General features: G+C 44.9%; 19 protein-coding genes. 10 read left to right on the forward strand and 9 right to left on the reverse strand.

Annotated features, from left to right (window positions below; genetic code table 11):
• Nucleotides 1-432: 432 nt before the first annotated feature.
• Nucleotides 433-594 carry a hypothetical protein gene (locus CAL7507_RS32200; protein ID WP_015127189.1) on the reverse strand — a complete coding sequence of 54 codons (162 nt, stop codon included), beginning with the start codon at nt 592-594 and terminating at the stop codon, nt 433-435.
• Nucleotides 595-965: 371 nt separating this feature from the next.
• Between CAL7507_RS32200 and CAL7507_RS04235 the strand changes: the two genes are divergently transcribed.
• The 3 genes from CAL7507_RS04235 (at nt 966) to murI (ending at nt 6,741) form a co-directional block, all read left to right on the forward strand.
• Entirely contained in the window at nt 966-2,819 is a 1,854-nt protein-coding gene (locus CAL7507_RS04235; protein WP_015127190.1) for an N-acetylmuramoyl-L-alanine amidase, read from the forward strand.
• A 983-nt stretch (nt 2,820-3,802) separates the two neighbouring features.
• Nucleotides 3,803-5,746, forward strand: coding sequence for an N-acetylmuramoyl-L-alanine amidase (locus tag CAL7507_RS04240; protein WP_015127191.1), 1,944 nt, complete (start codon nt 3,803-3,805; stop codon nt 5,744-5,746).
• A gap of 113 nt (nt 5,747-5,859) precedes the next feature.
• Nucleotides 5,860-6,741 (forward strand): glutamate racemase, encoded by an 882-nt coding sequence (murI, locus tag CAL7507_RS04245; protein WP_015127192.1) that lies wholly within the window; start codon nt 5,860-5,862, stop codon nt 6,739-6,741.
• 98 nt (nt 6,742-6,839) lie between these two features.
• On the opposite strand, the gene CAL7507_RS32950 is transcribed toward murI, so the two are convergent.
• Nucleotides 6,840-7,031, reverse strand: a complete 192-nt coding sequence (locus CAL7507_RS32950; RefSeq protein WP_015127193.1) for a hypothetical protein — start codon at nt 7,029-7,031, stop codon at nt 6,840-6,842.
• A 1,005-nt stretch (nt 7,032-8,036) separates the two neighbouring features.
• Between CAL7507_RS32950 and sds the strand changes: the two genes are divergently transcribed.
• Nucleotides 8,037-9,008 carry a solanesyl diphosphate synthase gene (gene sds, locus CAL7507_RS04255; protein WP_015127194.1) on the forward strand — a complete coding sequence of 324 codons (972 nt, stop codon included), beginning with the start codon at nt 8,037-8,039 and terminating at the stop codon, nt 9,006-9,008.
• Between the two features lie 420 nt (nt 9,009-9,428).
• On the opposite strand, the gene CAL7507_RS04260 is transcribed toward sds, so the two are convergent.
• Nucleotides 9,429-9,902, reverse strand: a complete 474-nt coding sequence (locus tag CAL7507_RS04260) for a hypothetical protein (RefSeq protein ID WP_015127195.1) — start codon at nt 9,900-9,902, stop codon at nt 9,429-9,431.
• Nucleotides 9,903-10,107: 205 nt separating this feature from the next.
• Here CAL7507_RS04260 and hetZ point away from each other — a divergent pair, with 205 nt between their 5' ends.
• The 5 genes from hetZ (at nt 10,108) to gmk (ending at nt 16,797) form a co-directional block, all read left to right on the forward strand.
• Nucleotides 10,108-11,298 carry a heterocyst differentiation protein HetZ gene (gene hetZ / locus CAL7507_RS04265; protein ID WP_015127196.1) on the forward strand — a complete coding sequence of 397 codons (1,191 nt, stop codon included), beginning with the start codon at nt 10,108-10,110 and terminating at the stop codon, nt 11,296-11,298.
• On the forward strand, nt 11,291-12,271 hold the full coding sequence (locus CAL7507_RS04270) for a hypothetical protein (RefSeq protein WP_015127197.1): 981 nt from the start codon (nt 11,291-11,293) through the stop codon (nt 12,269-12,271). Before hetZ ends, CAL7507_RS04270 begins: the two co-directional genes overlap by 8 nt.
• A gap of 907 nt (nt 12,272-13,178) precedes the next feature.
• Nucleotides 13,179-15,491: a DUF3488 and DUF4129 domain-containing transglutaminase family protein gene (locus CAL7507_RS04275; RefSeq protein WP_083862871.1), complete on the forward strand. Its 2,313-nt coding sequence runs from the start codon at nt 13,179-13,181 to the stop codon at nt 15,489-15,491.
• 264 nt (nt 15,492-15,755) lie between these two features.
• The gene (gene remA, locus CAL7507_RS04280; RefSeq protein WP_015127199.1) at nt 15,756-16,022 is read left to right on the forward strand and encodes an extracellular matrix/biofilm regulator RemA; all 267 of its coding nucleotides are present in this window, start codon (nt 15,756-15,758) and stop codon (nt 16,020-16,022) included.
• Between the two features lie 175 nt (nt 16,023-16,197).
• Entirely contained in the window at nt 16,198-16,797 is a 600-nt protein-coding gene (gmk, locus tag CAL7507_RS04285; RefSeq protein WP_015127200.1) for a guanylate kinase, read from the forward strand.
• Nucleotides 16,798-16,890: 93 nt separating this feature from the next.
• On the opposite strand, the gene CAL7507_RS30490 is transcribed toward gmk, so the two are convergent.
• From CAL7507_RS30490 to CAL7507_RS04300, 4 genes are all read right to left on the reverse strand, one after another.
• The gene (locus CAL7507_RS30490) at nt 16,891-17,103 is read right to left on the reverse strand and encodes a type II toxin-antitoxin system HicB family antitoxin (protein WP_236556875.1); all 213 of its coding nucleotides are present in this window, start codon (nt 17,101-17,103) and stop codon (nt 16,891-16,893) included.
• A 335-nt stretch (nt 17,104-17,438) separates the two neighbouring features.
• Nucleotides 17,439-17,960 carry a photosystem I reaction center protein subunit XI gene (locus CAL7507_RS04290; RefSeq protein ID WP_015127201.1) on the reverse strand — a complete coding sequence of 174 codons (522 nt, stop codon included), beginning with the start codon at nt 17,958-17,960 and terminating at the stop codon, nt 17,439-17,441.
• A gap of 276 nt (nt 17,961-18,236) precedes the next feature.
• On the reverse strand, nt 18,237-18,386 hold the full coding sequence (psaJ, locus tag CAL7507_RS04295) for a photosystem I reaction center subunit IX (RefSeq protein ID WP_015127202.1): 150 nt from the start codon (nt 18,384-18,386) through the stop codon (nt 18,237-18,239).
• A 39-nt stretch (nt 18,387-18,425) separates the two neighbouring features.
• Nucleotides 18,426-18,920, reverse strand: a complete 495-nt coding sequence (locus CAL7507_RS04300; RefSeq protein ID WP_015127203.1) for a photosystem I reaction center protein PsaF subunit III — start codon at nt 18,918-18,920, stop codon at nt 18,426-18,428.
• A gap of 287 nt (nt 18,921-19,207) precedes the next feature.
• Here CAL7507_RS04300 and tsaD point away from each other — a divergent pair, with 287 nt between their 5' ends.
• The gene (tsaD, locus tag CAL7507_RS04305) at nt 19,208-20,254 is read left to right on the forward strand and encodes a tRNA (adenosine(37)-N6)-threonylcarbamoyltransferase complex transferase subunit TsaD (protein WP_015127204.1); all 1,047 of its coding nucleotides are present in this window, start codon (nt 19,208-19,210) and stop codon (nt 20,252-20,254) included.
• 153 nt (nt 20,255-20,407) lie between these two features.
• Here the strand turns inward: tsaD and CAL7507_RS04310 are convergent, their stop codons facing one another.
• Both CAL7507_RS04310 and CAL7507_RS04315 read right to left on the reverse strand, forming a co-directional pair.
• On the reverse strand, nt 20,408-21,319 hold the full coding sequence (locus tag CAL7507_RS04310) for an alpha/beta fold hydrolase (protein ID WP_015127205.1): 912 nt from the start codon (nt 21,317-21,319) through the stop codon (nt 20,408-20,410).
• 97 nt (nt 21,320-21,416) lie between these two features.
• Nucleotides 21,417-22,136: a hypothetical protein gene (locus CAL7507_RS04315; RefSeq protein ID WP_015127206.1), complete on the reverse strand. Its 720-nt coding sequence runs from the start codon at nt 22,134-22,136 to the stop codon at nt 21,417-21,419.
• Nucleotides 22,137-22,590 lie beyond the last annotated feature (454 nt).

Raw genomic sequence — 22,590 nt, forward strand, 5'->3', positions numbered from 1 at the left:
CAGGCATTTAATTATCCCCTGTTGACCGAGGAGAGAAGTGTTGGAGTGGGAAGAGTTTAACGGATTTTCCCAAAGTTACAAATACGCAGATTTAACGAAGTGGCTTGCCAGAAGAATCGCTGATTTTAGGCATCCTGCACTATCGCATCCCTTTTTTGTGATTGTAGTTACCCTGGTTACAAACGTAGGTAAGCTTTCACGCATACAATTTGCACACTTTGGACGAAAATACCCTGCACTCTCTCCTGCCACCAAACTACCGTAAGCTAAATCGCTGGTTCATTGCACAAGCGATCATTTTTCTTTGTTGACTGTGGAAAGAACCTCATTCTGATTCTGCTACGCAAAACTTGAGAATGGAAAAGAATGTCAGGAATTTTGGGTAATCGGATCAATTGTGTCCACATCCTATACCCACTAAAGGGGATCGTCCTATTGTTGCCGGAAACTTCTATTGCCAAATCTCCGTCCCGTGAGATTGACAATTTTAATTTTTTGCTGACTACTACCAAGATGCGGAATGTTATCTGTTTGCACTTCTTTGCTGTTTTCCGTCTTATTCCAGATATTTTTACCGTAATCAGAGGATAGCATCCTTCATCCTCAACACATCAGTTGGCAGCAGTAGAAATTCTCGATTTAGTGCATCGACTGTCCATAACCACACAACTTTACTCCAATTCCTGACTAAGTCAAGAGTTACTAACTGCGATTTACGAAGTAAAGTTAATTCTGGTTATCTTTTGGTTGTTGTCATCCCATGCAAGACTGGTTAACGTCCAAGGTGCTAAATTGTCCAAAATCATGGGGGTGTGTAAAATTCTATGCCATTGAATTATGTCTTTATCTCAACCTAAAAGCGCTAGAAGGCATCAGGGCTAAAGATTAGGTGGTGACGGTGTGAGGATTTGCCAATTTTTTTCAGGCTTAACAGCTCCCACGAATGCGAATCAGGAGAAAGGATTTTGAAACTACACTGGTTACTACCTGGTACTTTTGGAACTATCTTCATGCTATCGTCGCCAGCAATGGCCGCGAGGCTGGAATCATGGCGTTTTGATGCCAATGAAAATAGGCTGGAAATCAACACTGCGGGTGCTGTTCAACCCAAAGCACAACTCATCTTTAACCCCACTCGTCTGGTGATTGATTTACCAGAAACAACATTTGGGCGATCGCAGGTGACACAACCTGTAGGTGGGGCTATTCGTTCAATTCGTGTTGGACAATTTGACCAACAAACAACGCGGATAGTCATTGAACTAACTCCTGGTTATACCCTAGACCCCCAGCAGGTGCAGTTTGTGGGCGCAACTGCCAGTCGTTGGACAGTAAAATTGCCCAAGCCAACAGCGGAAAAAGCACTTTCGTCGCCCAGTAATGTTTATAATGCTGTCACCATAGGCTCTGAAAGACAACCTGAGTTATCTCAGGTTGCCAACACTGTAGGTGGAGCAACTCAAATTGAGAACCTACAAGTCACAGGCGATGGCTTTTTCATCCGCACAAGTGGCGAGAATCCCAAAACTCAGGTCATTCGTAGCCGCGATCGCAATACCATTTTTATAGACATCGCTGGTGCTACTTTATCACCACGGTTACAGCAAAGCGATCAGGCAGTCAATAAACATGGTGTCTCGCGCCTACAATTCACCCAACTCCAAACTAGACCGGCTGCAGTCCGTCTGACGTTAAAGGTAGATAGCAATAGCCCCGATTGGCGCGCTACTAGTAGCGGTGGTGGCGGTTTGGTCGTTCTACCTAATCGTGTGGTGAGATTGCCAGGAGATGATAACTCTAATCCCACACCATTTGCGAATAATTCCCCCTCGACAATTCAATCTGTGGAATTAGCTGGTAATGGCACACAACTGTTAATTAGAGGCGACCAAGCTTTATCTGCTACTGGTGGTTGGGATAGAACCTCTGGTTTATTCCGCATTACTATTCCTAATGCTCAGTTATCTCCGCGTGTCACCGGGCCCAATTTAAACGCTAATAGTCCTATCCTCCGGGTTCGTCTGCAACCACAGCCCGACTCTAATACTGTGGTTGTGCTTGTCCAACCTGCTGCTGGTGTGCAAATTGGCGAACTCAATCAGCTCGGTGGTCAACTTTTGGCTTTACAATTCCGACGCTCTCGTCTACTAACACGCCCTGGAATACCTCCCGTTGGTTTACCGCCTCTACCACCACCAAACAGCGCACAATTACCAGACCCCACAAATCCCAATCGCCAGCCCATACCACAGCCAGCAACACGTCCTTCAGTTCCCAATGGGCGGGTGGTAGTCATGATTGACCCCGGACATGGCGGCAAAGACCCTGGAGCAATCGGCATTGGAGGAGTACGCGAGAAGGATATTATCCTACCCATTAGTAAAAAGCTAGCAGCGATTTTGCAGCAAAATGGTGTACAAGTGGTTATGGCTCGAAATTCTGACTATTTTGTTAGTTTGCCAGGGCGAGTAGAGATGGCTGCAAAAGCCAGAGCTACCGTATTTGTCAGCATTCACGCTAATTCAGCAGGTGCTGGTCGTCCGGATGTCAGTGGCTTAGAAACGTATTATTACGACAGTGGGTTGAATCTAGCTCGAACAGTCCATAAAAGCATTCTCCAGAGTTTGAATATCAGAGACAGAGGAGTGCGACGCGCCAGGTTCTTTGTCCTCAGAAAAAGTTCTATGCCCTCTATTCTGGTGGAAACTGGTTATTTGACTGGTCGAGAAGATGTCGCCAAACTACAAACCTCAGCTTATCAAAATCAGATGGCAGAGGCGATCGCTCGCGGTGTCCTCCAGTACCTAAAACAAAGATAAGTAATTTAGTCTCAATTTTTTGGGTAAATACATTTAAACAATGCTGATTTTGATACAACTAAGTAGTAATCATGAACAGCGTACACCAGAAGACATGAAAGAGGGACTGGGGATTGGGGACACTTCCCTGCGGGACGCTACGCGTAGCTTGCTTCTCCGGAGGGTTACGACAAGCGGTAATTGAGCGCAGTCAAAACTCAGTGCAGCGCTGGGGACTGGTATTTTTTACTCAGGACTCAGCACTATCTCGCTTTTCCGCATCTACATTTATGGTTCAATTTAACAAATCTCGACTTATGGAAGAGGACTACTCTAGAGGCAATTAATCTCAATCAGTACCACTCGACACATCTATCGATAAATATTTTTCTGAATATTAAAGATTAGCTGTCACTAAGTTAATTAAAGCAGTTGCCAGCAGTGGTGCTTTAGCACACTATTCTACACGGTTTGTAATTCTTTTTCGTGCCCCTGTCCCCTGCCTCTTATCAACTCCTCAAGATCAATCCTTGGCTAATTTTAAAGTGATTGACTAGGATTGACTGAGTCAAATAACTTTGATTTTAGACTTTCCTGCGGAACGCTGTTCGCGTTCGTCGTGACACTCCGACAAGTTCAGTGGAACGATTTTTGATTGACCCCATAGATAAATCTAGAGGCTGGGGAATTTTAGATGCAAGGATGTTTGATTGATTCCACAGACAAATCTGCTCGCTCTGCACCATCAAGGAATTATTAGTCAGATTAACTCTAATTATTTCTTTTTGGCTTTATTTGTTGCTTTACAGGTGATTTTCTAGATGGTGACGGCATGGCAAAATTACAAACACGTGCTAGAATCCTACGCCATTAGCTGTGTCTTGATACCAGAGCGAAATGCTTTTGCTGCATCAAAGCTAAAGTTTGGGCTGTGACGGTGTGAGGATTTACCAATATTTTGTAAGCTTAACGGCTCCCATGAATGCGAATCAGGAGAATTGACTGTGAAACTACACTGGTTACTACCCGGTACTTTTGGAACTATCTTCATGCTATCGTCGCCAGCAATGGCCGCGAGGCTAGAATCATGGCGTTTTGATGCCAATCAAAAACGACTGGAAATCAACACTACAGGTGCTGTTCAACCCAAAGCACAACTCATCTTTAACCCCACTCGTCTGGTGATTGATTTACCAGAAACAACATTTGGGCGGCCGCAGGTGACACAACCTGTAGGTGGGGCTATTCGTTCAATTCGGGTGGGGCAATTTGACCAACAAACGACTCGTATAGTTGTGGAACTTACCCCTGGTTATACCCTAGACCCTCAACAGGTAAAATTCACAGGTATCACTGCTAGCCGTTGGACAGTGCAATTACCTACCCCAGAGACTGAGAAAGTCGCCTCATCAACGGAGATTGTACTACAGCCACAACCTCCGAGCGATCGCGAAATCCCTGTGAGGACACCACCGCTACCACCAGTGTCATCTCCGAGAAATATTTACAATGTGGTGACACCAGAATCTGCTCCTCCAGTGAATAACAGGAATGTTGTTAGTGCCAACACTGTAGGTGGAGCAACTCAAATTGAGAACCTGCAAGTCACAGGCGATGGCTTTTTCATCCGCACAAGTGGCGAGAATCCCAAAACTCAGGTCATTCGTAGCCGCGATCGCAATACCATTTTTATAGACATCGCTGGTGCTACTTTATCACCACGGTTACAGCAAAGCGATCAGGCAGTCAATAAACATGGTGTCTCGCGCCTACAATTCACCCAACTTCAAACTAGACCGGCTGCAGTTCGTCTGACGTTAAAGGTAGATAGCAATAGCCCCGATTGGCGCGCTACTAGTAGCGGTGGTGGCGGTTTGGTCGTTCTACCTAATCGTGTGGTGAGATTGCCAGGAGATGATAACTCTAATCCCACACCATTTGCGAATAATTCCCCCTCGACAATTCAATCTGTGGAATTAGCTGGTAATGGCACACAACTGTTAATTAGAGGCGACCAAGCTTTATCTGCTACTGGTGGTTGGGATAGAACCTCTGGTTTATTCCGCATTACTATTCCTAATGCTCAGTTATCTCCGCGTGTCACCGGGCCCAATTTAAATGCTAATAGTCCTATCCTCCGGGTTCGTCTGCAACCCCAGCCCGACTCTAATACTGTGGTTGTGCTTGTCCAACCTGCTGCTGGTGTGCAAATTGGCGAACTCAATCAGCTCGGTGGTCCACTTTTGGCTCTAGAGTTACAAAGAAATCGTCGAGTTACATCCCCAAACATCCCTCCTGTTGGTTTACCTCCCCTACCATCACCAAACAGCGCACAATTACCAGACCCAAATGTCATAGATAATCCTCGGACTATACCGCAGCCACAGCCCCGCCCTTCAGTACCTCGAGGAAAATTGTTAGTAGTTATTGACCCCGGACATGGTGGTAAAGACTCTGGCGCACCCGGTATCGGCGGACTGCTAGAAAAAGATGTAGTTCTGCCTATAGGTAGAAGGATTGCCGCAATTTTGCAGCAAAATGGTGTACAAGCCGTGTTAACGCGGGACGCTGACTTTTTTGTCGAACTTCAGGGACGGGTAGACATCGCCCAGCGAGTTAATGCGACTTTGTTTGTCAGTGTTCACGCGAATTCTGTAGATGCTCGACCTGATGTTAATGGGTTAGAGGTATATTATTATGACAGCGGTTACGATCTAGCTAATGTAGTCCGCCAAACAATCCTCAATGAAATTGGTACGATCAAAGACCGGGGAACTCGCAAAGCACGTTTCTATGTCTTGAGGAAGAGTGCTATGCCCTCAATTTTAGTGGAAACAGGTTATATGACTGGTCGAGAGGATAATCCTAGATTAGCCAGTCCAGAGTATCAAAATCGCATGGCGGATGCGATCGCTCGTGGTATCCTCAAGTACTTGCAAAAAAGGTAATAATGTAGTAAAAATTCCTCATTAAATTTATGTGCAGGATTTAGTAGTCAATTAACGACTTGTTAACTAGAGCCAGCACCTTAAAATCAAAAAACCTCAACTAACATCTGCCTGTGTATTCATCTTCTTTTTTTGAAGGCAATCTCTACCATTTTTCAGAACAAGAACCTCAACGTGCCCCAATCGGCATCTTTGACAGTGGGGTGGGTGGACTGACGGTACTGCGACAACTCTATCGACAACTCCCCCACGAGTCAGTCATTTATTTTGGTGACACAGCTAGACTTCCTTACGGCATTCGTTCTCAAACGGAAATCATCCAGTTTGTGCGCGAAATTCTCACCTGGATGCAACAGCAGCAGGTGAAAATGGTGGTTATGGCTTGCAATACTAGCTCTGCCTTGGCGCTGGAAACTGTCCGTGAGGAATTCAACCTACCCATTCTCGGCGTTATCCTCCCAGGCGCAAAAGCAGCAGTACAGCAAGGCAAGCGTATTGGTGTAATTGCTACCCCAGCCACAGCTAAAAGCAATGCCTATCGGCACGCCATCCTGGAAATTGATCCTGATGTCCAGGTTTGGCAAGTCGGTTGTCCGGAGTTCGTGCCATTAATTGAGCAGAACCGCATTCATGACCCCTACACTGCTGAGGTGGCACGTTCTTATCTAGAGCCTCTATTACAGCAAAAAATAGACACTTTAGTTTATGGCTGTACTCATTATCCCCACCTTGCACCAGTGCTGCGATCGCTTTTACCCTCTCAGGTAACACTAATTGACCCAGCTGTTCACGTTGTAGCAGCCTGTTCTCAAGAATTAGACTTATTAGGATTAAAAAATACCCATCCGCCATTACCAACTCGCTTCGCCGTCAGCGGTTGTTCCCAACAATTTACCCAATCGGGGGTACAGTGGCTAGGCTATACCCCAATGGTTGAAGAAGTGTGCTTCACTGATACTACAGTGTCACACTTACAACAAGACTTCGTTGGGTAATTGGTCAACAATCTAGAGTCCAGAGTCAAAAAGAGGAAACAGCAGCGGCAGCATAAATCCTCCCCCTGCACAAAAGCCTCTTCGGTGATCATACTTGACTATTGACTATTGACTACTTCAGTCACATTTGACGTTACTGACGACTTGCGTTTTCTCTTCGCTGTCGCAGGAACATTGGCAGGTATAGAGTTTTTACCTGTTCGCTTTGCCAATGCTAATAATAGGTAGACAGTGAATAAATATCCAGCAGCTAAAATAAAAATCATCATAGGCATATTTCCGTAAATCATTGTTCTACCAGCACTTTTGTGAAACTAATATGAAATCCAATAACATTAGTAGAACCTGAGCCAAGCAAGTTAATCCTTGATGGACAAAGCACACTATGATAAACTCCGCCGTAGAGACAAAGTCTTCCCCGGTCGTCAAGTTTATTGTTTAACTTAATTTTTCGCAGATCATACATCCCAGAGCAGCTAAATTGCCATAAGGCAACTTTCAGCTACACTCCTCAGCAGTCTACCCAGTCTGCGCTATTTTATTGCACCACTATTAGTAGAGCAACGCTGGCGAACAACGTGCGCTCAAGACGCGTAACGACTTCCCCACAAAGGGATAAGCGCATAGCTCCAACACAAGAGGCTTTCATGTCGCTAGAAAATACAAAGGAATTACTTCCTTAATTCAACCGCGACGACTTATTCTCGACTCATCGCACCTGGTAAGTAAAATTACTTATAGGTGATTTCCCTTTCGGGGGTGAATATCTGAAAAATTTAAAATCCCTAGATTTTAGCGTAACACAATGACTCTGAATTTTAAGCCAATTTTATGGCTAAATTTAAAATTTTCTAGATGGTTTGAACAAGGCTGCAAAAAACCTGTCTCACCCCGAAAATAGCTAATGTGTAATGGGTAATTAGGTAATGGAGGATCGATAAATTAACCTCATTCGTGGGGACAGGAAACAGGCAAGGGAAAACAATAGTGTGTAATTAATTCTGCCTCAGTACTTTTTCTCATCCCTCGTAACTATAGATACTGAAAATCGACTAGCTTGAAAGTGCTGAGTGCTTTTAGCAGTAGCGGGGCGTTTAGCCCGTACTCAGTAAAAAATACTAGTCCCCAATCCCCATTGCCCTTTATCCCCAGAGGGGGCCCTGAGTTCCCCAATCCCCAGCAACAGACAATGAGTGTGGGATTCCTTAATCAAAACTTTGCGCTGGCACAGGATTATCTTAAAATGAGTATAAGATATGTAAACTTTCGTAACCTCAGCCAGAGTCCGCCTATCCATGACGTCAGCCACCTCTATGTTTAATCCTGTGGAAGCAGACCTGCAAATACTAGCAGATAACCTGATACAGCTAATTGGAAATGACCACCCCATTCTTTACGCGGCGGCAGAACATCTATTTGGAGCCGGGGGAAAGCGTATCAGACCGGCGATTGTCCTACTAGTATCGCGGGCAACAATGCTAGAAAAAGACATTACACCACGTCACCGTCGTCTAGCTGAGATTACGGAAATGATTCATACAGCAAGCTTAGTACACGATGACGTTGTTGATGAATCAGAGGTGCGGCGAGGTGTTCCCACAGTTCACAGTTTGTTCGGGAACCGGATTGCTATCCAGGCAGGGGATTTTCTTTTTGCTCAAGCATCTTGGTATTTAGCAAACTTGGACAATTTAGAAGTGGTAAAGCTGTTATCGCAAGTGATTATGGATTTAGCTACAGGAGAAATTCAGCAGGGACTTAATCACTTTGATACTAGTACTTCAATCGAGACTTACCTAAAGAAGACCTATTATAAAGCCGCCACGTTATTTGCGAACAGTTCTAAGGCGGCTGGTTTACTCAGTGAAGTTTCACAGGAAATGGCGGAACATTTGTATGGCTATGGTCGTCACTTTGGTTTGGCATTTCAAATTGTTGATGATATTTTAGATTTCACTAGTTCCACAGATACACTGGGTAAACCCGCAGGCTCGGATCTCAAAAGTGGTAACTTAACTGCACCAGTTTTATTCGCTTTAGAAGAAAAACCATATCTGGAAACGCTGATTGAGCGACAGTTTTCCCAAGCAGGAGATTTAGAGCAAGCGTTGTCACTGGTTCAAGACAGTCAAGGCATACAGCGATCGCGGGAATTAGCTGCACACCATGCTAAGGTAGCAGTTGACCATCTGGCCGTTTTCCCAACTTCAGAATCTCATCAAGCACTGATTAACATAGCTGATTATGTATTGAGTCGGCTTTATTAGGGCATAGGGCATAGGTAATCACCTCTTCGCCAATGACAAATGCCCAATACCCCGTTCCCTTGAGAGAACTCCATGAAATAAGGGACTTCCGACTAAAAAATATCCTATCGCTTTGTAGGCAGGGAGCAGGCTTGCCGTGAGCGTACCGAATGGGAGCAGGGAGCAGGGGGAGAAAGAAAAATATTATCTGAGTAAATTTGGATAAGCTATTTTCCGGAAGTCCCTAAATGATCCATTGTCATTTTTCCCTGCAACGTAGTGCAGGGGAGAATTTTAGGCTCCTGCGAATATCTAGATGCTACCCTACAGGAACGCTCCGCGTAGCTTGCTTCCCCGTAGGAGTACACTACGTAAGACTTCGTACCCTGCAGTTTCCGCTTGCGGTACAGCATGACACAGCACTTTTTTCTGTGGAGGTTTCTAAGCAATATTAGGTGGAACCTGTCTTGACGAGCGGTTGTTTTGTAGTTTTCGTTGAATCTGTTTTTGCACGTCAACCCGTTTGACTTCGACGGCGTTGGTGGTCTTACCAGGAGTTTCAAAAAAAACTATACTATCTACTGGCTCTAATGCGAGCATTTGGAACAAAATGTGAGTGACAGGAACGGCTGTGGCTATTATCTGGGGGTCAAGTCCAGCAGATGAGGTCAAAGTAATATCTTGTAATGTAGGAAAAGCATAAATTACGTGCTTTTCCAATTCTGGATTCGCGCGGTTGCTCAATGTAGTTAAAACCCAGTTTGATTCCGAGCTTTGGAGAATATAATACTGGGGGTGGCGCAACTTTTTGGCGATCGCATTTAAAACAGGGGCAATTGCTGTGACGAGTTGTGGTGTTATACCATCATGGGGGGCATGATCAATCAGCAATTGAATTTGTGCTTCTAAATCCATAATGACTTGTAAACGGCTCCTGGGTAATGGCCATAATATCTATCAAAGTGTGAACAATCCCACCAAAGTTGGGAATAATAAATCAAGCCCAATCCAAGCGTGCAAGATTGGCCTGCATTTAGCTTATACGCAAAATTCATCAAGCCAAAACCCACGGTCGTACAGGTTGTGTTTAAGTATGTTAGGGTCTTTTTAAACTGAGACTATGAATTCAGCCGCAACCGCAATTATTCAGGGAGAAAGTTCTATCGGCGTGGAGGTGATATTTCAACTCCTATTCCAGGAGTTTCAGCAGTCAACCAAAGCTTCAGAGCAAAATTGCCGCGATGTGGCAACACGAATTGCTGCCGAAGTCTACCGGATTTGCAATGAGAGTAAACGTATCCAAGCTTCCGGTGCTGTGGAAAACTCGGCGATAACCCTAGCCCGACATCGGCTGCAGCAGTGTCTCAGGTACTATCAGTTGGGTTCCAATCGGGGCAGGGTAGAATTACATAGTACTCTGAGTGCGATTATCTATCGTTACATTAATCCGCCTCAGAGGCAATTGAGCTATCAAGGGCGGCTGACAATTATTGAAGATTTTCTCCAGAGTTTTTATCTGGAGGCACTCAACGCTTTCCGGCGAGAGAACCAACTTGGCCCCACCTATCGCCCCCAGACACTTCTGGAATTAGCAGAGTACATGGCGTTTACTGAGCGCTATGGTAAGCGCCGGATTCCTCTACCAGGGCGTCAGCAGCAGTTGATTATCTTGCGGGCACAAACTTTCTCTCAACAGCAACCACCAGAAACCAGCGTAGACATAGAACAAGCCGCTGAAGGTAGTGCTAATGAAGCTGATGGTTCCTGGGAAGAGCCAGCAGTGCAGCAACTGCGTTCGACAATGGCGACGCAACCAGAACCCGAACCCGAAGAAGATACGTTGCGCTCTGTGGTGATTACGGAATTAATGGATTATCTAGAACAAAGACAACAATCTGATTGTGCTGATTACTTCTCTCTCCGCCTCCAAGATTTATCAGCACAAGAAATCGAGTCGGTTTTGGGTTTAACCTCTCGTCAGAGAGATTACTTACAGCAGCGCTTTAAATATCATTTAATTAGGTTCGCCTTATTACATCGCTGGGAATTGGTTCACGAGTGGTTAGAAGCTTCTTTGCACACAAATTTAGGCTTGACTCCCCAGCAATGGCAAGCATACACAACGCAACTGGACGATAAACAGCAATCTCTATTAGAGTTGAAGCAACAAGGAGAACCAGACGAAAAAATTGCTAAAACTTTAGGGTTGTCAATGGCACAACTTCAAAAAAGGTGGTTTAAGATTCTTGAACAAGCTTGGGAAATTCGTAACTCTTTAGTGTCCGGATCAGGTGCATCTACTCATGAATAGTGACTCAGAATCCTTACAACACCAGTTACTTAGTTGGGTTTTGGCAGATAATGCCGAAACCCACAAGCATCTTTCGGTAGAGTGTGAGGAAGTTGACGGGGTAGAAAACCCTCTCAAAGAAGCCACCGCAGCCAACAGTGGTGAGCCGGAGTTGGGAGGGACGCCCCAAACCTTTCAACTGGGAGAAATTCCTACTGTGCAAGAACGTTTCCAAGCCGTCCTCAAGCGTCGGTTACAAATCCAAATCCAAAGCCACCCGCCTTTATTCCCCTGGGAAACACAGCTAACAGATTATCCCGACTACGTAGACGAGCCATCACTGGCATTAGTTCCTAGCTGGGGGTGGATGGCGCAGCAGTCCAAGCTGAATCTGCCAATTACCCTGCCGGAAAGAGTTTTCCAGCAATTGCTAGAAAAATGTCAAGAGTTGCTCACATCCTCGTTGCCACTCGGGGCAAAATTAGTTCAGGTGGTGGAGGACTTTTTCCCCAATGATACTCAGACACTCAATGACCTGGCTGGATTGGTGCTCAGAAGCACCTATCGTTCTTCTGTAGATACCCTGACGACGCCTAATATTCAAAGCGATTACTCAGAGTTACTAGAACGTCAGCAGATGGCGTTGTCGCTGCTAGCAGCTAAACAACTGCTGGAAAATTTGACTCTACCACTTTCTCTAACCAAGCCAGTGGTAGAAAGAGAATGGCTGACTAGCTTAGGTACTCTGACGCTCAAAGTAGAATACCAGTCTCAGAATCAGTTGAGAAAACTGTGTGTTCAAGGTGAGTTACCCGCTAAAGGAACTGTAAAACTTTATGGCAACAACACCCAAGTAATGGCACAGTCTTTGAGTGCAGGATCTGTGAGTGTAGAAATATATTGTGGGCGGTCCAACGAGACTTATACCTTAGAAGTTGAGTTTCCAGAAATGGAACAACAGCCACTTTTGTTTGTAATTAGCACCACAATGTAGGTGAAATTACCACCGCTAGCACTCTACATTGATAAACGCCGATAGATAAAATAATTATCCTGGTTAGAACCTTGCCTTTTTTCAATAAGCGGTCATGAGTGCGTCTAAGCAAGCCCAAAATCTGGGCAAAATTTATACTAGACGCTGGGATTTCCATAGACTTTTTGGTGACGTGTTATCCCTTTTTGAAGGGAGTTCCCAGGTTACAGAACTCAAAAAGTAAGATAACCCGTAGATGCGCTGAATGCGACTTGCCCCAGGCTAGGCTAGAGTAGCACCTGAAGGTAGGGAAGAATACCAATTCAAAATTAACAGACTTTAGATGTAATCAAGGTTTCTGGATTTATATCTTTTGCTTGATTTGAGGGAATTGGTATGACACTTTGCAAATCAGTATAAATCACCTCCTTAAGAGTTTGGGAAAAGGGAAGGGGATAGAAGAGGGAAAAAACTTAAAAGGGAAAGGGGAAGGGACTTAAATAAAGTTCCTCCCCTTTTCCCATCCCCCGCCTAGAAGCAAGGGGGTAGAGAGCAAGGGGGAATGCCTGCTGCACTACTCCTCTCTCCCCTGTTTCTTCGTTCAAGCGGCTCCTATTCAGATCAAATCGTTATCTGATACCAATTTAAAAGAAGAATGCGACAGATGCGTAGGTTGGATAGAACGAAGTGAAACCCAACACCTCAAAGTTTGGTGGATGTTGGGTTACTACATTCTTCAACCCAACCTACATCTGTAGCGATCATTCTTCAAATTGGTATGAATTATCCCCCCCTTGCCTCTTGTGAGCCATCTTGGCTATACAGATAAAGCCTACTGTCTTGAGTCTGTAGGCTGATTCACACCATATTGGTCTATGGCGTCTACATCATCGCTTTTTTCAGGCTGAGAATGTTTAATTTATCCAGGATGAATCGGTTTTGGCGTCCACCTGTGAGTCATGACTGGTGGCAAAACAGGCAGAAGTCGCCTTTGATGGCAGTGGAAAATTCAATTTCCTTAAGGGTGCTGGTGCTAGCGTTGGTAATTACGGGAATTGTGGCAACGGATATCGCTGCGGAGACGAAATTTAGTCTTTGGGCTATACCGCTGAGTGTCATGGGTGCGGTTTGGACTTACTATCATCGCCGCGATGCCAATATTACAATCAAGTTCTGTATTGCCATCGGCATGTTAGTGGCACTGGGTGCTTTCTTTGGGCGGTTGTTTGGGGAATTGAATGACACCCGGCTGGGTTTGGCAGAGTTATTAATTCAACTACAGGTTCTCCACAGCTTTGATATGCCACGTCGCAAGGACTTGGGCTATTCCATTGTTATTGGGCTAATTTTGTTGGGTGTGGCGGCGACGCTGAGTCAAACGTTGGCTTTTGCACCTGTGCTGTTATTATTTTTAGCGATCGCACTGCCAACTTTAGCTTTAGATTACCGCTCTAGACTGGATTTGGTACAGGTAAAAGTTAAAACACCAACGAGAAAAGCCAGAAAATTACCTGCTGCTTTACCTTTTTACTTTTTACTTTTTAGTTTAATTGTCGGGCTGGGACTGGCAATTTTTGCTGTGTTACCCCGATTCCCTGGCTATCAGCTGCGGAGTTTTCCTGTGAGTTCTACGATTCAGGTTAAAAGTGGGTTTACAGGGCGTAGTATTATTAATCCTGGTTATGTCCGCCAAGGTAATACTGGCAATCAGGGTGGTGGTGGTAGTGGCGTTAAACAAGGTCAAGCAGGTAAACCAGGAAGCCTGGATAATAGCTTTTATTACGGTTTTAATAGCCAAATTAATCAGAATCTGCGCGGAGAGATGAAACCCAAGGTGGTGATGCGGGTGCGATCGCAATCTGAGGGTTTTTGGCGAGTTTTGGCGTTTGATCGCTACACAGGTAAGGGCTGGGAGGTTTCTCGCAACGATGATGTCACCACACTTAAGCGATCGCCTTGGTCTTATCAAATCTTTCTGCCTCCACCGCTCATCTCTGGTAAAACCCAAGAGGTGGTACAAACTTATACAGTGGTGGCGGATTTGCCTAACCTGATTCCGGCGATGGCTCACCCTAGGGAAATTTACTTTCCTACACCAATAATTGCTGTTGACAAGGAAAATGGGCTGCGATCGCCCGTAGGATTGTCAGAAGACCTCACCTACACCGTCATTTCGGATGTACCACACCGCGATCGCACTTTATTAGGACAAGCCGCTAATAAATATCCGAAAACTATTAAAAATCATTATCTAGAAATCCCACCAGAAATTGCGGCAAAAGTCAAGCAACGGACTGAAGAAATTCTTGCCAACTACAATCGGGAACGGGTGGCAAAGTCTTATAAAACCCTGGATTCTACCTACGAAAAGGTTCTCTACTTAGCCCAATACCTCAAGCAACACTACTCTATTCCCAAAGACCCCTTGGGTTTGCCCTTTTTGGGAGAAAAAGATGACTTAGTAGACGCTTTCTTATTCAAGTATAAAGGCGGCTATCCAGATCATTTCTCCACGGTGTTAACGGTGATGCTGCGTTCCATTGGTATCCCAGCACGGTTGGTAGCGGGGTTTGGTGCAGGGCAATTTAACCCATTTACGGGGATGTATGTTGTCCGGAACACTGATGCTTACGCGATGACGGAAGTATATTTCCCCAAATATGGCTGGTTTGCTTTTGACCCCATTCCCAATCATCCCCTGATTCCCCCATCAATTGAGGATACGCAAACTTTTAGTGTTCTGCTCCAATTTTGGCATTGGGTGGCTGGGTGGTTACCTTCGCCAATTACAGGTTTACTGGATCGTGTACTTGGGATGATATTTACCTGGTTGAGTAGAGCGATAGTTTGGTTTTTAGCTTTATTCACCCAAGGTTGGCTAGGTATATTGACTGGTTTAATCTTGACAACGACAACAGCTTTCTTTGGTTGGCTGGGCTGGCTACAGTGGCGCGAATGGCGTAGCCGTCGGCGGTTGAAGAGATTACCACCAATGGAAAGCCTTTATCAACAAATGCTGCAATGGGTAGCAAAAAAAGGTCTGAGTAAGCATCCAGCCCAAACACCCCTAGAGTATGCCAAAGGTTCATATCAGCATCACGCCCCAGCCACGGCTGAAGTAATAGATGAAATTTGTCAAGCCTATGTTGGCTGGCGTTATGGTGGTAACACGCCTAACTTACAGCAATTACGACAAAGATGGGAAGGGCTGAAGAAGACTGCTGGCGATCGCACAACTTGATTTACGTCATTTGCATCTATTTAGAGGTGTTGCATCCAGCGTCTCTAGTCCTGAAATAAATTAAAGCAATTAGTGATAACTGGTATTGGGATGATTTTTCATGTGTCATTGGATAGATTTTAAGTAAGATTGGCGGATAAAAGAGCTAAAAAAAGCATTTGCTCTTTAAAAACTAAAGCTGGCGTGAATTTAATCGTTGTAACTCCCATTTTTTAGGGATAACATGTAAATAAATTACTTACCAGCATTTGGTGCTAATTTTTTATGGAGATTCAGCTAATCAACATCGGTTTTGGCAACATCGTGTCTGCTAATCGAGTCGTTGCTATTGTTAGTCCAGAGTCTGCCCCGATTAAGCGGATCATTACCGATGCCAGGGACAGAGGTCAGCTAGTTGACGCAACTTATGGTCGCCGGACTAGGGCTGTAATTATCACTGATTCCAGCCACGTAATTCTTTCCGCGATACAACCGGAAACGGTAGCCAATCGCTTCGTGATTTCTCGGGAGCATCAAGTTGTAGATAATTAACTAGGGTGGGTTAATAACCCTATCCCTATTTGCTACATTTCAGCGGTACTATGTGAATTAGACGGTTTTTCTGTCACCCGTGCTACAAATTCCTTAGTCAACAGTTATCCTGAAAACGAACACCAGGATACAGACTAATGAATAATGTCTATTGATTAATTCACAGGTTTAGCGGATGATGCAAGTTCTACCCATCCAGAGTGGTGCTACTACTAGAGAATGTTTGCCTCCGGGGAGGCTGATTGTTTTAACCGGCCCTAGTGGAGTCGGCAAAGGTACTTTAATGCGATCGCTTTTGCAGCGTCATCCGGAACTGTACTATTCTGTATCCGTGACGACGCGTTCTCCCCGTCCAGGAGAAATCAACGGTAAAAATTATTACTTTATTAGCCGCAGTAAGTTTGAACAATTAGTTGCTCAAGGTGAATTCCTGGAGTGGGCAGAATTTGCTGGTAATTATTACGGCACTCCTCGTGAAGCTGTGTTGAATCAAGTCAAGTCTGGCAAATTGGTAGTGCTGGAAATTGAGCTAGAGGGTGCAAGACAAATCCGTCGTTCTTTCCCCAGTGCCCAAAGCATTTTTATTTTACCGCCTTCCTTTGATGAATTAGAGAAACGCATCCGCGGTCGTGCCCAAGACGCTGAAGAAGCGATCGCCCGTCGTCTAAGCTGCGCTCAAACAGAAATTCAGGCTGCAGACGAATTTGATATGCAAATCGTTAATGACGATTTTGAAACTGCTTTGAATGCCATTGAAGCAGCTGTATTTGGATAATTTCCTATCCCCACACCTGACCATTTTTTAATAATCAGCAAGGGACACAAGTAATAGAGCTATGTGTCCTTTGTTAACATAACTAGCAAGCAGTTATCTAGCATACTCACACAGGCGTTTTTCTATCCAAGAATTAAGACTTTGTCCCTCTTTTTTGGCTTTGACGGCAATTATTTTGTGTAAGTCAGGATTAATCCTGACTATAAACTTACCAGAGAACGGCTTATCAGGCTCTTCACCGCGTTCTCTACAAAAGTCTAAATAATCATCGACTGAATTTAAAAAAGCGATCGGTAAGATGAGCAAGTGCGATCGCTCTGACAGATCACATCTTGCACCTAGCCCTAGCGATTAGAAATCGCGGCTATACAAACAAAGTCCGCCTGCGCGGACTAACGGCAAATCAAGGTTTTTAACCCGCGTGGTGCGCTTCGCGCAGCGCAAGCGCGATAGGCGGGTTTTGCCTGTGTAGCCGCGACTTCCAGTGCAAGAGTGCAAGATATGAGACAGGAAAGGTTGTTAAAAAGTGAATAAGCCAAAAGAAACCACAGATAAACACAGAGATGAATTATCTATATTTATCCGTGGTTTAATTTCTGAAAAATTGACTTTTGCTGTAGGTTTATTGACTAATTACTAAATTAACCGACTAAACCTTGAATCAATTCTAAATTGATCGTCAAGAAGTAAGCTACTACTGCACCACCAATACCACCAATTAAGAAAGCACTGGCAAAGTTATTCCAGCCTTCTTTGGAATTAAAAGCATCTGCTGGAGGATTAGGTACAGTTACACTCGCAAGTGCCTTGGGAGGATTGCTATTGGCGTATATAGATAGGGTAGCGGTAAGAACCACAACCAAGCCAATGGCTCCCAATAACCCAGCTAGGTCAGCGCTAGCTGTATCCCGCAGGGGACCCAATTTAGCAAAAGGCCCAAATAGAAGGTATCCATGAGCTTGGCCAATCTCTAACCCGCGTCTGAATGGAGTTAGACCAGGGCGATATGCAGGCAGATTATTAATCCACCACTTGACCACAGGAGAAGAATTAACTGGGGTTTCTAGATTGCCAATTTGGGGGTCGCGTCCTGCAGGAAAAACAACTTCCCGATTTCTCGGATCGCTGGCGAGATTTTTTGATGCGTCTACTGCTTGCGCCATATTTTGTGTTCGCCTCTAAAATTTAGAAAGGTAGCATTTTTATATTAATAATAATTGTCGCCAAAGAAGCTTTTTGATAGAGAAGTTTAGAAAAATTAATTTACCTGTTTTTCAAAGTATGAAACTCGCAACCTGTAAACAGCATTACGAGTTTCATAAAAACATTTTAAGTGCCTATTTAGAGTGATAGTTTCACTTCACTTATGTCAAGCAACCTAAATAGATCATGTTAGGTGCAAGACAAAGCACCAAAATCTCAGAAATTTCCTATTCTACTTATGGTAGGGGGTGGAAAAGGAGGTCTGGGAAAAAGCGGTTAAATTCAATCAAAATGCCTGCTGTAATCGTCAACCAAATGGTAGTGATCACAGGTGCTGTAGTCAAAAACGTAACAAAGTAGGATTTTGAATCGCCTTTGTCTGCCATAATTTTAGTCTCCAAAACCAGTGAATGACTGAAGCTGAATTATCGTGGGGAAATGGTGATTTCCGAATCCTTGGCGGTTAATTCGCCGGACAAGAATTCTTTGACAGCAGCCGCAGGCCAAGCAAAACCTGTGGCAATGATTGGTAATGCGACAGCAAGATCAATCTGGACTTCTTTTTGTTCAGCGTCAGATCCCTTTTTGATGGCTTGTAGATAGGCACGACCTACCCAACCAATCCAACCCGTGATGTAGAGGAAGAGAATGCTGGGAATTAGGAAGTCACCAGCATGATCTAGACGACTATCAACAATCAGGTGGGGATAACCCTCAGGGCCGCATAGCGCCTGAGAATAACGCTCGAATCTCTTTTTCCCGCCTTCGGGATCAGAAGTGGTATTCCGGGCATTTGCTGCTAATTCCTGGAATGCAGGAGTGTCTTTGCAGGGTGTCAAGTTAGCGCCCAAGGCTTGTGCTGGTGGGGCAAAATTGAACCAAAGACTTACAGCTAACAGCAAAGCAAACAATCGTCGCATGGAGTTGTTTCCTTTTATTACAAAACAAAAAGTTTCTTGTACAAAACGAAGCGGCTTGTACAGTCTTTAATTTGCATAACTAGCAAGTCATCATACTCTTGGCTGGGAACCGAGTAAAGTTTAAGTAAATAAAAGTTAAAGCTTCTCAACCAAAATTAGTGCTGAGTCCTGAGTAGCGAGTGCTGAGTAACAGGTGCCGAGCATAGGAATTGTTGTAGTAGGGTAGTAAACAAGCAATATTTTTTCCCTACTACTCAGGACTCAGGACTTAGGACTCAGCACTCTCAATGACAACCGTTTTAGCCATCGAAACTAGCTGTGATGAAACTGCCGTAGCAATTGTTAACAATCGTCAGGTTTACAGCAGTATTATTGCCTCGCAAATTCCTATCCATCAGCAGTATGGTGGGGTAGTGCCAGAGGTAGCTTCCCGCGAACACCTGGAAACCCTCAATCAGGCGATCGCCCAAGCATTGGAGCAAAGCCAACTAAACTGGAGCCAAATTGATGGCATAGCCGCCACCTGCGCCCCTGGACTCGTAGGAGCGCTGTTAGTGGGTTTAACTGCTGCCAAAACCCTAGCGATGGTACACAAAAAGCCATTTTTGGGAGTTCATCACCTCGAAGGTCACATTTACGCAACTTACCTGAGTGAACCAAGTTTACATCCCCCTTTTCTTAGCTTACTAGTTTCCGGCGGACATACAAGCTTGATTTACGTCAAGGAGTGTGGTAATTACGAAACCCTAGGACAAACCCGAGATGATGCAGCCGGAGAAGCCTTTGATAAAGTAGCGCGGCTGTTAAAGCTGGGTTATCCCGGCGGCCCAGTCATTGATAAATTGGCACAACAGGGGAATCCCCAAGCCTTTGCATTGCCAGAAGGGAAAGTTTCTCTACCAGGTGGGGGATATCATCCCTACGATGGCAGTTTTAGTGGGTTAAAGACTGCAGTACTGCGTTTAGTGCAACAGCTAGAGAAAGAACGGGGCAATGTGCCAATAGCAGACGTAGCAGCCAGCTTTCAAGAAACTGTAGCGCGATCGCTCACCAAAAGAGCGATCGCCTGTGCGATCGACCACGGTTTAGACACCATCGCTGTTGGTGGAGGTGTGGCAGCTAATAGTGGTCTGAGAAAAAATTTACAAGCAGCATCAAATAAACACAACCTACGTGTCCTATTCCCCCCCTTAAAATTCTGTACCGATAACGCTGCCATGATCGCCTGTGCAGCCGCCAACCACCTCTCCCTCGGTCATACATCCCCCCTCTCCCTCGGCGTCGAATCCAGGCTCTCACTCACCCAAGTGATGAAGTTATATCAATGGGAATAGGGACTGGGGACTGGGGACTGGGGACTGGGGACTGGGGACTGGGGATAATCATTCTTGACCCTTGACTCTTGACTCTTGACCCTTGACTCTTGACCCTTGACTCTTGACTCTTGACTCTTGACTCTTCACAAATGACAAATGCCAAATGCCAAATTAACAACTAACAATCGACCGAATATGATTAGCAACTACGTCTGGCTGCTCTAACATAGCCAAGTGACCACAGTCAGGAATTTCAATCACATTATCCCCGCAGTACTGAAACAATCGGTGAAAGCTAGCTAAATGACGGACATACTTAGGTTCCATCACCTTGTCTTGAGTTCCAGCCAAAAAATAAACTGGTTGCTGCAACTGAGATACCAACTGAGGTAAATGATTAATTTCCTCTTCAGTCGTAGAATCGAGGAGACTTCCTAGCGCCGCCTCTGGATCAGCCACAACGAAATCAATCACTCGCTGACGTGCCCAAAAACGATCCAAAGGACGCACCACACTAGCTCTAGTAAACAGCAAATCAATCAAAGGTATCTGGGACAGCCAACGAGGGCGGACTTGCAAAAATCGCTGTCCCGCCGAACGAAACTGCTCGAAAGCTTCCTTTAGATAAATGCCACCACCCGCATTGATACAAATAACTCCCTTAACACAATCAGGCATCTGAGCCGCCGCCCAAAGAGCGATCGTACCCCCCAAAGAGTGACCAATTAACCAAGCACTGGTAATGTTCAACTGTTGTAGGAGAATAGCTAAATCCTGAGCATAGGCAGATGGAGTATAAGGAGAATCGAAGGGTGAGTCAATTGCACTACTACTATAACTAGCAGTCAGGCTTACAGAAACTTGTGCCTGACTAAAATCTGTTTCTGCCTGGGATTGAGACTCACCAAAACCCCTCAAATCATAAGATAAGCACTGCAAATCTATTGATAGGCGAGAAATCACAGGCTGCCAGTATCCACGGCTATTCAGCCAACCGTGGATAAAAACTAAAGCATGGGGGTAAGACGTGGGAGCCGTTAGCTCATATGCGTGTGGTACGCCCAAGATTTCGATAGTTGCCATATTTAATATCGTACCCTTAAGAGCGGGCGCGACTAAATACAGAAATTGAGAAAGTCGGGAAACTGAAAATTTCCTCCTGCATAATTCATAATTCGTATCATTTACCCAACAACCTCTGTCGCACCCCTTCAGCAATTTTGTGCCCTAGATATTCAGGAATGAGGCTTTCATTCGGTCCCAGTAAATAGAGAATTAGCCGTGTACGTCCACGCCAAACCAACAAATTGGCATTGACCACCAGCAAGTCTTCCTGCCAAATGGCGTACATCACTTTGTAAAATAATCCCGGTTGATTATGGGCTTCAATCACTAGAGCCGGAAGATGAAAGACCGGATCTACGTAGAACTCAGTTTGTACCTGCTCTAAACCAGTGTCAAGGTTAAATTCTACTGCCAGCATTTCCTCTACCTCAAACCGCCCTCCTAGAGCTTCGCGAATGGCCCGACAGACATTATCGGCAGTTTTATCAGTAAGGGCTTTGCTGCCACGAGACACCAAAAGTTTGATAAAAACTAACATTGGTGGGCGGATTTGTCCGTATAGACTTAGACCGTGGATAGTCAGCCCATAGGCAGCCAGCACACCAAAAATATCGCTGAGAAGAAAAGACTGATTACGGTAGGCAAAATGCAGGGCACTTTTGCTACCTTCCGGTTTCAGCTCTATCACGGCGCGTCTGGTTTTATAGAGACGGTAGGCTAACCGTAAATTTTGCAGTTGAATCTCACTGCTAACAAATTGCTCATAAAACTGGGGAAACGCTCGATTAAAGCGCTTTAGAAGTTCCAATGTCGAAGATTTTAAACCAGAAGCCATCTTTGGTGGTTAGACTCGCTTGCTTTTGTCGGCCGGGGATTAAGGACTGGAGACCAGGGATTGGGGACTGAGTACTGAGAAGATTTTTCCCAATACTCAATGCCTAATACCTGACATCCTGTAAAAGTTGGAATAACGCATTTTTTGTAGGTGGGGCTATGCCTCACTTTGCCTGGAACGTTGATGTTTGTGTTGGTGGGCGATACCCAATAAGGTTCAGTTAAGGATTTTTGCTACTGATTTTAGACCACCTGAAGAGACGCATTAGCACAGCGGGACGAAGTCCAATTTTGCGTCTCTACCAAGGATTATGGGCTTAAATGAACAGTATTGGGCGATACCCACCCTACCTACATTAAGAGCATATTGTGGGTAGCTGAATTTTTCCTGTTGCCCATTAAGAGTTCCCTTTCATACTTGATCCCCTATTTCTCGTGCCTTATTCCCTAATCCC

The organism is Calothrix sp. PCC 7507 (assembly GCF_000316575.1).
Lineage (GTDB): Bacteria > Cyanobacteriota > Cyanobacteriia > Cyanobacteriales > Nostocaceae > Fortiea.